Source organism: Pseudomonas sp. NY15435 (assembly GCF_048068295.1).
GTDB lineage: Bacteria > Pseudomonadota > Gammaproteobacteria > Pseudomonadales > Pseudomonadaceae > Pseudomonas.
The window spans coordinates 101,876-113,371 of sequence record NZ_JBLUQA010000017.1 but is presented as its reverse complement, the minus strand read 5'-3'; the positions used below and the strand labels follow the sequence as shown (position 1 = coordinate 113,371).

11 protein-coding genes are annotated in these 11,496 nt (G+C 65.5%); 3 read left to right on the top strand and 8 right to left on the bottom strand.

Translation table 11 applies throughout. The annotated features are described in order from the left end of the window. Nucleotides 1-136: 136 nt before the first annotated feature. From ACNFH5_RS28335 to ACNFH5_RS28320, 4 genes are read right to left on the bottom strand one after another with little or no spacing between them, the layout of a single operon-like run. A complete protein-coding gene (locus tag ACNFH5_RS28335; protein WP_416751895.1) occupies nucleotides 137-1,456 on the bottom strand; it encodes a sensor histidine kinase in 1,320 nt (439 codons plus the stop codon). After that, a complete protein-coding gene (locus ACNFH5_RS28330; protein ID WP_416751893.1) occupies nucleotides 1,453-2,127 on the bottom strand; it encodes a response regulator transcription factor in 675 nt (224 codons plus the stop codon). Before ACNFH5_RS28330 ends, ACNFH5_RS28335 begins: the two co-directional genes overlap by 4 nt. Next, entirely contained in the window at nucleotides 2,127-2,441 is a 315-nt protein-coding gene (locus tag ACNFH5_RS28325; protein WP_416751891.1) for a PepSY domain-containing protein, read from the bottom strand. Before ACNFH5_RS28325 ends, ACNFH5_RS28330 begins: the two co-directional genes overlap by 1 nt. Continuing rightward, the gene (locus tag ACNFH5_RS28320; RefSeq protein WP_416751889.1) at nucleotides 2,441-2,749 is read right to left on the bottom strand and encodes a PepSY domain-containing protein; all 309 of its coding nucleotides are present in this window, start codon (nucleotides 2,747-2,749) and stop codon (nucleotides 2,441-2,443) included. The genes ACNFH5_RS28325 and ACNFH5_RS28320 overlap by 1 nt, the downstream gene beginning before the upstream one ends. Before the next feature lie 147 nt (nucleotides 2,750-2,896). Between ACNFH5_RS28320 and ACNFH5_RS28315 the strand changes: the two genes are divergently transcribed. After that, complete coding sequence (locus ACNFH5_RS28315) at nucleotides 2,897-3,976, top strand: patatin-like phospholipase family protein (protein WP_416751888.1); 1,080 nt, start codon at nucleotides 2,897-2,899, stop codon at nucleotides 3,974-3,976. 160 nt (nucleotides 3,977-4,136) lie between these two features. Here the strand turns inward: ACNFH5_RS28315 and ACNFH5_RS28310 are convergent, their stop codons facing one another. Genes ACNFH5_RS28310 through hmpA form a run of 3 tightly spaced genes read right to left on the bottom strand, consistent with a single transcriptional unit; the run spans nucleotide 4,137 to nucleotide 6,803 of the window. Then, nucleotides 4,137-5,327 carry an NnrS family protein gene (locus tag ACNFH5_RS28310; RefSeq protein WP_416751886.1) on the bottom strand — a complete coding sequence of 397 codons (1,191 nt, stop codon included), beginning with the start codon at nucleotides 5,325-5,327 and terminating at the stop codon, nucleotides 4,137-4,139. Then, nucleotides 5,314-5,571, bottom strand: coding sequence for a transmembrane sensor/regulator PpyR (locus ACNFH5_RS28305; RefSeq protein WP_416751884.1), 258 nt, complete (start codon nucleotides 5,569-5,571; stop codon nucleotides 5,314-5,316). The genes ACNFH5_RS28310 and ACNFH5_RS28305 overlap by 14 nt, the downstream gene beginning before the upstream one ends. A gap of 50 nt (nucleotides 5,572-5,621) precedes the next feature. Beyond that, nucleotides 5,622-6,803: an NO-inducible flavohemoprotein gene (gene hmpA / locus ACNFH5_RS28300; protein WP_416751882.1), complete on the bottom strand. Its 1,182-nt coding sequence runs from the start codon at nucleotides 6,801-6,803 to the stop codon at nucleotides 5,622-5,624. Nucleotides 6,804-6,974: 171 nt separating this feature from the next. Between hmpA and norR the strand changes: the two genes are divergently transcribed. Together norR and queD are read left to right on the top strand one after the other, a co-directional pair. Next, nucleotides 6,975-8,534 (top strand): nitric oxide reductase transcriptional regulator NorR, encoded by a 1,560-nt coding sequence (norR, locus tag ACNFH5_RS28295; RefSeq protein ID WP_416751880.1) that lies wholly within the window; start codon nucleotides 6,975-6,977, stop codon nucleotides 8,532-8,534. Between the two features lie 107 nt (nucleotides 8,535-8,641). Then, complete coding sequence (queD, locus tag ACNFH5_RS28290; RefSeq protein WP_017516521.1) at nucleotides 8,642-8,998, top strand: 6-carboxytetrahydropterin synthase QueD; 357 nt, start codon at nucleotides 8,642-8,644, stop codon at nucleotides 8,996-8,998. 44 nt (nucleotides 8,999-9,042) lie between these two features. On the opposite strand, the gene ACNFH5_RS28285 is transcribed toward queD, so the two are convergent. Continuing rightward, on the bottom strand, nucleotides 9,043-11,403 hold the full coding sequence (locus ACNFH5_RS28285; RefSeq protein WP_416751877.1) for a DNA polymerase II: 2,361 nt from the start codon (nucleotides 11,401-11,403) through the stop codon (nucleotides 9,043-9,045). Between the last annotated feature and the right edge of the window lie 93 nt (nucleotides 11,404-11,496).

The following is an 11,496-nucleotide window of genomic DNA, read 5'->3' as shown; positions in this document are numbered from 1 at the left end:
AAGCTCGCTCCTACAGAGAGGCGCCGGTGTTTCCTTGTAGGAGCGAGCTTGCTCGCGAACCGCACGGCAGCACGGCACGGCACGGAGCCAATCGCGGACGGAGTCCGCTCCTACGAAAGCCGGGTGCAGTTGATAGTCACACCGCGCGCCGCGGCAGCTCCACCACCACGCGCAACCCGCCCAGCTCACTGCCGTCCAGCTTCAGACTGCCACCGCAGGCCGCCGCGATATCCCGTGCGATGCCCAGGCCCAAGCCGTGCCCGGCGACCTGCTCATCCAAGCGCGTGCCGCGCTCCAGAACGCTGTCACGTTGATCCTCGGCGATACCGGGGCCATCGTCGTCCACGCAAAGCCGGTAAGTATCCGCGCCCTTCTCCACGGTCAACCGCACCTGGGCGTCGGCCCATTTGCAGGCGTTGTCCAGCAGGTTGCCGAGCATCTCCAGCAGGTCTTCCCGGTCATACGGCAAGCGCGTGGCAGGTGGCGCCTGCCAGTGGACGGCGAGGTGCTCGCCATGGATGAGCTTGAGCATGTCGCACAGGCTAGGCAGTTCGGCGTCGCAATCGAAGTGCGCGCCGGGCAGCGCCTCGCCCACCAGCCGCGCACGCCCCAGCTCGCGGGCCAGGCGCTGCTCGATCTGCTCCAACTGTTCCTGCAGGACCCGGCGCAACTCGGGGTGGTCGCGCAGCTCCTCGCGGTCTGCGAGGCTGATCAGTACAGCCAGCGGCGTCTTCAGCGCGTGGCCGAGGTTGCCCAGCGCATTGCGCGAACGGCGCAGGGTGTCCTCGGTGTGCTGGAGCAAATGGTTGATCTGCTCCACCAGCGGCTCGAGCTCGCGCGGCGCCTGGCTGTCCAGCTGGCTGCGCTGACCTTCCTGTAGCTGGGCGATCTGCTGGCGCACGCGCTCCAGCGGACGCAAGGCGCGGCGCACGGTGAAGCCCTGGAACACCAGGACCAGCAACAAGGCAAGCGCGCCGGCGCCCAGGCCGATGTTGCGCAGGCGATTGAAACTCTTGAGAACGGGCGTGTAATCCTGCGCAACGACAATGCTGAGCCTCTTGCCGTAGCGCTTGTAATCGCCGCGATAGACCAGCAGGCGCTGGCCTTCCGGGCCTTTCTCCAGCGACTTGGCCAGGCCCTTGTGCGAGGGCAGCTTCAGTTCGTTGTCCCACAGCGAGCGCGAACGCCAGGTCTGGTCGTCGAAGCGGATGACGAAGTAGCGCCCGGAGAACAGCCGCTCATAGGCCGCATCGACGCGCTGGCCGTCCAACTGCAACCCAGCCGGACCTCGGGTGATTCCCACCAGCAGGCTTTCCGCCTCGTCCTGCAGCCCATTCACCAGGTAGCGACGCAAGCCCTGGTCGAACAGCCAGAGCCCCGCCTGGGCCAGCACCAGGCCAACCACCACCAGCACTACGCCGAGCCCGAGTCCGAGTCGGCGCTGGATCGACATCAACGGGCAATACCATTGCCGGTGAAGCGATAACCTTGGCCACGACGGGTCTCGATGATCTCGCGGCCCAGCTTGCGGCGCAGGTGGTTGATGTGCACTTCGATGACATTGGAGTCACGCTCGGTCTCGCCGTCATACAGGTGCTCGGCCAGGTGCGACTTCGACAGCAACTGGCCGGGGTGCAGCATGAAGTAACGCAGCAGGCGGAACTCGGCGGAGGTCAGGTCAACTTCCTTGCCGCCCTGCTGCACGCACTGGCGCGATTCGTCCAGGCTCAGGCCGGCCACTTCCAGCTGGCTCTGGTTGGCCAGCCCGCGGGCGCGGCGCAGCAGCGCCTGGATGCGCAGCAACAGCTCCTCGGGATGGAACGGCTTGGTCAGGTAATCGTCGGCACCGGCTTTGAGTCCATCTATGCGTTCAGCCCAGGAGCCGCGCGCGGTGAGAATCAGTACCGGAATCGAAAGCCCCATGCCGCGCCACTCCTGCAACACGTCCAGCCCTGGGCGGCCCGGCAGGCCGAGGTCTAGGATCACCAGGTCGTAAGGCTCGCTGGCGCCCTGCACGGCGGCATCACGACCGTCGGCCAGCCAGTCCACCGCGTAGCCCTGCCGGGTGAGGGTCGCCAACAGTTCATCGGCCAGGGGTACATGGTCTTCCACCAGCAGCAGGCGCATCAGTCGTCTTCCTTATCCTTGAGGATGCGGCCATCGCGGGCATCCAGTTCCAGTTCGCGCACCACACCGTCAACGGTCAGCAACTCCACTTCATAAATGTAGTTGCCGTGCTCCTTTTCCAGCTCGGCTTCGAGCAGTCGCGAGCCGGGGTAGCGGCTCAGCGCAGCGGGGAGGATTTCCTCGAAGGGGCGGATTACCCCTTCCTTGCTCAGGCGCAGGGCTTCGTCCTGGCTGAGGTCATGGGCCTGCGCGACGCCGGCAATGGCGGCGAGCGCCAGGCCGAGCAGCGCCACGCGCGGCAGAACGGTCTTCATCAGTCATCCTGGTGATCGGTGAGGACTTCGCCGGTGACCGCATCCAGCTCGACATCCCACTTCACGCCCTGGGCGTCCTTGATGTCGACCTTGTACAGATAGCGGCCATGTTCCAGCTCGAGCTCGCTATCGTACACCGAACCACCGGCATGCTTGGCCAGCGCGGTGCGGTTGAGCTCCTCGAAGTTGCGGATGGTGCCCGCATCGCGCAGACGCAGCGCTTCGTCCGGGCCGATGTCGTGGGCTGTAGCGACGCCGGCGCCCAGCAGCAGCGCGGAGAGCGTTGTCAGGATCAGCAGCCATTTCATGAGCTTACCTCGTCAGAATTTCACTGCTGTCAGATTAAGGTGAAGGACTTAATTGAAGCTGAATCAGCAAAGATCATTCACCCGGTGAAGTATCCTTGTTCCTGGCATACAGGCTCTATAATCGCGGCCTGCCACAGCGAGATCCGCATGACCGCCATCCTGATCAAGACATCCGCCCTCACCCTCAAGGCCGGAAGCCGCGCGCTCCAGCGCATTCGCGAACGGGGGTTGGTCCCTGCCGATGTAGGAATCCTTCCCGGTGCCGCTGGCGGCCCGAAGGCGCTCGGCATCCAGGGCCTGGACCTCGCCCTGTTCGGTGAGTGGCTGCCGCGCGCACCGCGCGAACGCTCGCTGATCGGTGCTTCCATCGGCTCCTGGCGCTTCGCCAGCGCCTGCCTGCCCGACCCGGCCGAAGGCATTCGCCGCCTGGGCGAGCTCTACACCCAGCAACGCTTCGCCCGTAATGCGGGCATCAGCGACGTATCGAAAAGCTGCGCGAAGATGCTCGACGACCTGCTCGATGGCCACGACGCCAGCGTGCTGGACAACCCCTGGTACCGCCTCAACGTGGTGGTGGTGAAGAGCCATGGCCGCCTTGCGCAGGACGGCAAGACCAGCCTCGGCCTCGGGCTGGGCGCAGTGATCCGCGACAACCTGGTCGGCCGCCGCCACCTGCACCGGCACTTCGAACGGCTGATCATCCACGACGCCCGCCGCGCGCCACCGCTGGAGGCGCTGTCGGACTTCCCCTCGCGCTACCTGCACCTGGACCTGGCCAACCTGCGCCATGCCCTGCTCGCTTCCGGCTCCATACCCATGGTCATGGAAGGCGTGCGCGACATTCCCGGCGCCGGCCCCGGCACCTATCGCGACGGTGGACTGCTGGACTATCACCTGGACCTGCCCTACCAGCCCGAAGGTGTAGTGCTCTACCCGCACTTCACCGACAAGGTCATCCCCGGCTGGTTCGACAAGGGCCTGCCCTGGCGCCGTGGCGACGCCGGTCGCCTGCAGGATGTGCTGTTGCTCGCCCCGTCCAAGGACTACCTGGCGCGCCTGCCGCACAACAAGTTGCCGGACCGCAAGGACTTCCACCGCTACGTCGGCGACGACGCCGGCCGCGAGCGCTACTGGCGCAAGGCAATGGACGAAAGCCGGCGGATGGGCGACGAGTTCCTTGAGCTGGCGGACAGCGGCAAGCTGGGCGAGCGCCTGCAGCCGCTCTAGGCATATCCCGCCACCGGCAGTTCGCGAGCAAGCTCGCTCCTACCAGAGCGTTCCGCAGTTACCGGCGCGCGTAGGAGCGGACTGCGTCCGCGATCTTGATCGGCGGCTCCGTTGCCAACCCTGGGCGTTGGTCTACCCGTCGCAGCCAACAGCGGCAGCCCTACCCCGGCTGCCCATCCAGGCGCGGCTTCCAGAACATCGGGCCGTAGTGCCAGGCGAACAGCAGGAACGCCACCACCCAGCACGCCGCCGCGATGCTCAAGCCTTCCAGCGGCCACCAGATCACCAGCAACACCCGCGCGACAACACCCAGGTTGAGCAGCGCGAAAGCCCAGGACATCACTTTCGGCGGTTGCAGCGGCCGGCCGGTATGGCCAAGGCTTACTCGAGCGATCATCGCCAGAATCAGGCCGCCGACGCCGCCCACGGTAAGCATGTGGATCGCCAGGCTGACGTTGAAGGTCGGCGCGAAGTTCCACAGCGCCATGCCCGCCGGGGCCAGCAGCATCCACAGGTAGGCCAGGTGGAGCGACCAGAGCAGCGGCACACCCCAGTAGTCCTTGTCGTACCAGCGCCACAGGCGGATCAGGTGCCCCGCCGCCAGCGCGGCGAACAGCATGCCCATCAGCGGGTGCGGGTTCAGGCCAAAACCGGCAGCGCTCAGCACCGCCACCAGCATGGTGCCGCCGAGCAACGAATTGTCCAGCCAGTTCCAGGCCGGCACCTGGGCGGTGCGGCCCAGCCCACGCTGGGTGAAGAAGGGAATCACACGACCACCGATCAGGCCCATCAACGCCGCCACCAGCCACAGCGCACCCAGTGCACCACCGCGCTGCCAGCCATCGTTGCCGGTCCACACGCCTGCCATCACCAACGCATCGGCGAGAGTGAGCAGGCTCAGTACCGCAATGATCGGGTAGTTACGCTTCTGGCGAACCTGCCACAGGCTGCGGCCAATGAAGAAAGCCAGCGCTGGCATGAACGCCAGCTCCAGCGCGGTAACCAGCCATAGCGGCGCGCCGACGAGCCAGCCAACCCGCGCCGCCAGCCAGACCAGCGACAACACCATCAACGGCTTGCCGCTGACGCCGGGGCGCCCGGTCCAGGTCTGCACCGCAGTCAGCAGGAAGCCGGCGATGATCGCCGCGGCAAAGCCGAAGAGCATTTCATGGCGGTGCCAGGCCAACCAGCCACCAAGCGGTTGCCAGGCCGGCAGCACACCGAGCAGCACGGCCGCCCAGGCTGCGATGGCGATTAGCGCGAACACCGCGCCGCCGAGGAAGAACGGGCGGAAGCCCAGCCGCCACAGGGGCGGAATCGTCAGCAGAGCCTTTCGATCAACCAGCAACACAGCAAGCCTCCCAGCCTTCCTTGCGCATCTGATGTTGGGCTACCAGCCGCAGCACATAGCCCAGCTTCAATAGTGTCGGGCCGAGGATGGTGAAGGCATGCGCTGCGACAACGCTTTGCAGGTTCAACTGGCCATCGACGAAATAGGCTCCCACGATTCCCAGCAGCAGTAACACGAGACCGCCGGTCAACAGCGACCAGGACATCGACAGATTGCGTTGCGGGCAAGCGAAAAGACTTTCCATCACACACCTCCTCGGGTTGCGCCGACCCGCCACCGGGCCGGCGCTCAGGTTCAGGCCTCCAGCGCGCTGGCCGGGCCAAAGAACTCGTAGTAGGACTGTTGCTCGGGCACACCGATCTCGCGCAAGTGACGCTTCACCTGGGCCATGAACGGCTTGGGACCCAGGAAGTAGGCTTCCAGGTCGCGGTCCTGCGGCAGCCAGTCGGCCAGCAGCTCGCGGCTGAGGAAGCCTTCGACGTGGGACTCGTCCTGCGCGCGCGGCTCGCTGTAGCAGAAGTAGTGCTTGAGCTGCGGATGCGCTTTGGACTGCGCCTCGACCCACTCGCGGAACGCGTGCACACCGCCGTGGCGGGCGCAATGGATGAAGTGCACCTCGCGACCGGACTCCAGTGCCGGCTTGAGCATCGCCAGCGCCGGGGTGATGCCGACGCCGGCAGTAATCAGCACCAGCGGCTTGTCGCCGGCGCGCAGGACGAAATCGCCCGCCGGCGGGAACAGGTCCAGCTCATCGCCCACGTTCAGGCGATCGTGCAGGTAGTTGGAAACCTTGCCTTCGGGTTCGCGCTTCACGCTGATGCGGTACTCACGGCCGTTTGGCGCGTCTGACAGCGAATAGGTGCGGCGCGCTTCCTCACCGCCGATTTCCAGCGACAGACCGATGTACTGGCCAGGCTGGAAGTCCAACAGCGGCTCGCCATCCAGCGGCTGTAAGTAGAAGGAAGTGATTTCCTCACTCTCGACGTCCTTGCGCGCAATGCGGAAGCGCCGCGCGCCACGCCAGCCGCCGCGCTGCTCGGCATTCTGCTGGTACACCGACTCCTCGGCGCCGATCAGGATATCGGCCAGTTGGCCGTAGGCGGCGGCCCAGGCATCGATGACTGCCTGGGTGGCAATCTCCTCGCCGAGGACTTCGCGGATCGCACGCAGCAGGCAACTGCCAACGATCGGGTAGTGTTCCGGCTGGATCTGCAGGGCGACGTGCTTGTTGACGATCTTCGCCACCAACGGGCCGAGCTGCTCCAGCTCATCGATATGGCGCGCATACATCAGCACGCCATTGGCCAGTGCGCGGGGCTGGTCGCCGGATGCCTGGTGCGCCTGGTTGAACAGCGGACGAACTTCCGGGTACTCGCTGAGCATCATCTTGTAGAAGTGCTGGGTCAGGGTCTCTCCGCCGGTCTCCAGCAGCGGGACAGTGGCCTTGACCAGGGTACGGTGTTCGTTGGACAGCATGTGGATCTCCTCGGGTTTGCCAGACAGTGAGTGGGGCTGCCTGTGCTTGCTACGGGAGATACTTCAGAAAGCGTGCCAAACCGGGAGTCCAGTATTTACGGGCCCTTTGAGAGAACATGAGTCATAATGACCCTTAATCACTCTGGTCAAAACGACTCCATCGAGGTCAATATGACTCGCAACCCACTATTGGCCACCCTCCTTCCGCTGGTCGCCGACCTGTCTCGCGAGCTGCCGGAAAGCGAACGCTACCGCCGCCTGCTCGAAGCCCTGCGCGGCCTGCTGCCGTGCGACGCTACCGCCCTGCTGCGCCTGGAGGGCGACCAGCTGGTGCCACTGGCTGTCGATGGCCTGAGCCCAGACACCCTCGGCCGCCGCTTCAAGATCAGCGAGCATCCGCGTTTGCGCGCGCTCATCGAACATCCCGGCCCGACGCATTTCGCCGCCGACTGCGGCCTGCCGGACCCGTATGACGGGTTAGTGGAGGGTTTACACGGTCATCTGGAAGTCCATGACTGCCTGGGCTGCCCGCTGCTGGTGGACGAACAGCCCTGGGGCCTGCTGACCCTGGATGCGCTGGACCCGGAACGATTCTCCACCGGCGACCTAGACAACCTCGAAGCCTTCGCCAGCCTCGCCGCCGCCACGGTGAAGGCGAGCCAGCGCATGACCGACCTGGCCCTGCGTGCCGAGCAAGAGCAGCAGCGCGCCGACGCCTACCAGCGCGCCTCCGGCGACCAACCCAGGGAATTGATAGGCCAGAGCAAGGCGCACCAGGCGCTGATGGGTGAAATCCAGGTGGTGGCTGGCAGCGACCTGAGCGTGCTGATTACTGGCGAGACCGGCGTCGGCAAGGAACTGGTCGCCCAATCGATTCATGCCAACTCGCCGCGCCGCACCCAGCCGCTGATCAGCCTGAACTGCGCGGCGTTGCCGGAAACGCTAGTGGAAAGCGAACTCTTCGGTCACGTGCGCGGCGCCTTCTCCGGCGCCGTGGGCGAACGCCGTGGCAAGTTCGAGCTGGCCGATGGCGGAACCCTGTTCCTCGACGAAGTGGGCGAGCTGCCACTGGCGATCCAGGCCAAGCTGCTGCGCGTACTGCAGAGCGGCCAGTTGCAGCGCCTGGGCTCGGACCGCGAACACCACGTCGACGTGCGCCTGATCGCCGCCACCAACCGCGACCTCGCCGAGGAAGTCCGCGCTGGCCGCTTCCGTGCCGACCTCTACCATCGCCTGAGCGTCTATCCCCTGCGCGTTCCGCCCCTGCGCGAGCGAGGCAACGACGTGTTGCTGCTGGCGGGCTATTTCCTCGAGCAGAACCGCCCACGCCTGGGCCTGCGCAGCCTGCGCCTGACCCGCGAAGCCCAGGCTGCACTGATCGGCTACGCCTGGCCTGGGAATGTACGCGAGCTGGAACACCTGATCGGCCGGGCCTCGCTCAAGGCTCTGGCGAATCACTCGCAGCGCTCACGCATCCTCAGCCTGGGCGTCGAGGATCTCACCCTGAACGCCCTGCATAACGGCACGTCCGATGCGGGCGCCAGCGAGGTCGAGAACAACGAAGACACCGCGCTGAGTGGCGAACTGCGCCCGGCAACGGACGCCTTCCAGCGCCGCCTGATCAGCCAGAGTCTGGAACGCCACCAGGGCAACTGGGCGGCCGTGGCGAGAGAGATGGGCCTGGACCGAGCCAACCTCAACCGCCTGGCGAAGCGCCTGGCGATCAAGTGAGCCGCTGGCCGGATCGGCCGGCCCGCCGGGGACGATAGTGATAGACTAGGCGCCCATTTTCCGGCCGGCCCGCTCCAGGACCGGCAATCGTCACAGAGCACGCTACTTTGGAATTGTTCAAGGAATTCACCTTCGAATCCGCCCACCGCCTGCCCCACGTTCCCGCCGGGCACCAGTGCGGTCGTCTGCATGGCCACTCCTTCCGGGCCGCCATCTACATCGAGGGCGAGGTCGACCCGCATACCGGCTGGATTCGCGATTTCGCCGAGATCAAGCAGATCTTCAAGCCAATCTACGACCAGCTCGATCACAACTACCTGAACGACATCCCCGGCCTGGAAAACCCCACCAGCGAGAACCTCTGCCGCTGGATCTGGCAACAGCTCAAGCCGCTGCTGCCGGAGCTGTCCAAGGTGCGCGTACATGAGACCTGCACCAGCGGCTGCGAATACCGCGGCGACTGATGCGTAGTGAATGAAAAAAGCCGGCTGACGCCGGCTTTTTTCATTCAGAACAGCCCCATCTGCCGGTCGACCAGCGCGCTGAAGTCATCCTCCACGAAAGGCAGGATGGCGTCGGCAATCGGCTGAAGCTGGCGGCTGACGTAGTGGTCGTAGTCGATCGGCGAAGCGAGCGTTTCCAGCGGTTCCGGGCCGTTGACCGTGATCACGTAGCTGATCCAGCCACCGCGCTGGTACTGGCGCGGGCGTCCCTGGCGCTCGTTGTAGTCGTCGGCGATCCGAGCGGCGCGCACATGGGGCGGCACGTTGCGCTCGTAGTCGCCGAGCTGGCGGCGCAAGCGCTTGCGGAAGATCAGCAGGTCATCCTGCTCGCCGGCCAGCGTGCGGTTCACGTAGTCGCGGACGTAATCGCGATACGGCTGGCGCTGGAAGATGCGCAGATACAGCTCCTGCTGGAATTGCTGGGCCAGCGGCGACCAGTCGGTGCGCACGGTTTCCAGGCCCTTGAAGACCATTTCGTCACTGCCGTCGGCGCGCCGCACAAGGCCCGCGTAGCGCTTCTTGCTGCCCTCTTCCGCCCCTCGGATGGTCGGCATCAGGAAACGCCGGAAGTGCCGCTCGAACTGAATTTCCAGCGCGCTTTCCAGGCCGTATTCACCGCGCAGGTGCTCGACCCACCACTGGTTGACGTGGCTCACCAATGAACGGCCGATTTCGGCGGCTGCATCCTCGTCGTGGGCACGACCGAGCCAGACAAAGGTGGAGTCGGTGTCGCCGTAGATCACCCGGTGGCCCTGCGCTTCTATCAGTTCGCGAGTGCGCCGCATGATCTCGTGGCCGCGCATGGTGATGGACGAGGCCAGGCGCGGATCGAAGAAGCGGCAGCCGCTGGAGCCCAGCACGCCATAAAAGGCGTTCATGATGATCTTCAACGCCTGGGACAGTGGCGCGTTGCCGTCGCGCTTGGCGGCGTCGCGGCCCTGCCAGACGCGTTCGACGATCGCCGGCAGGCAGTGCTGGGTGCGCGAGAAGCGCCCTCCGCGGAAGCCTGGAATCGACGCTTCGTCGGACGGGTCGTTCAACCCCTCGACCAGACCCACCGGGTCGATCAGGAAGGTGCGGATGATCGACGGGTACAGGCTCTTGTAATCCAGCACCAGCACCGACTCGTAGAGCCCTGGCCGCGAATCCATGACGAAGCCGCCGGGGCTGGCTTCCGGTGCCTTGCCGCCGAGGTTAGGGGCGACATAGCCCAGCCGGTGCATCGGCGGCAGGTACAGGTGCGTGAAGGCCGCCACCGAGCCGCCGCTGCGATCGGCCGGCAGCCCGGTGACGCTGGCGCGCTCCAGCAGGAAGTCGAGGATGCGGGTCTTGTCGAAGATGCGCGTGACCAGCTCGCAGTCCTTGAGGTTGTATTTCGCCAGTGCTGGCTTGTCCTCGGCGAAGCGACGGTCGATCTCGGCCATGCGGTCGTAGGGGTTGTCGATGGACTTGCCCTCGCCCAGCAGTTGCTGGGAGACGCTTTCCAGGCTGAACGACGGGAAGCTCCAGAACGCCGAACGCAGCGCTTCGATGCCGTCGATGATCAGCCGCCCCGCTGCAGCCGCAAAGTAGTGATTGGACGATGCGTGCTGCCGCCACCCCATCTCGTCGCCGCCACGCCCAAGGCGTAACGGGATTTCCAGGCGCTTGGAGTGTTCCTGCAGCACGCGCAGGTCGAACTGCACCAGGTTCCAGCCGATGATGGCGTCGGGGTCGTGCTCGGCCAGCCACTGATTGAGGCGTTCGAGAATCTGCGCCCGGCTGTCGCAGTACTCAAGGTCGAAATCCCGCTCGCCATCGACACCATTGGCCGGGCCGAGCATGTAGACCTGGCGCTGCCCGCAGCCCTCCAGGGCGATGGAATAGAGGTCGCCACGGATGTTGGTTTCGATGTCCAGCGACACCAGCTTGAGCTTCGGCCGATAGTCCGGCGCCGGGCGCAGCTGGGCATTCAGCACGTTGCCGACAGCATCCGTATCACCGCTGAAGACTACTGGTGCAGTGATGAAGCGCTCCATCAGGTAGCGCTCGGGCGGGCGAATATCCGCTTCGAAGACCTCGACGCCAGCCTCGCGCAGGCGCTTCTCCACGTTCATCAATTGGCGATGCTGCTGGCAGTAGAGGCCCAGCACTGGGCGATTCTGGAAGTCGCGCAGGCCCAGCGGGCGCAGTTCGGCGCCGCGCTCGCCGGCCAGCAGCTTCTCGGCACGGGCGCGCTGTTCGGCCGGCACGAAGGCCACAGAGGTCTGCGGCGGCAATAGCACATGCCGCGGCCCGTCATCGGTGGCCAGCCAGAAACCCACCTCGGTGCCTTCGGGCGTATCCCGCCAATGTCGCGTCAGGACGAAACCCTGCCTTGCCTCCACGCTCTAACCACCCGTCAGTCGATTCATGCCGACATTCTACCGGTCCGCCTCAGGATTCGTTGCAAGGCATGTAAATCCGACCGATGCGTTTGA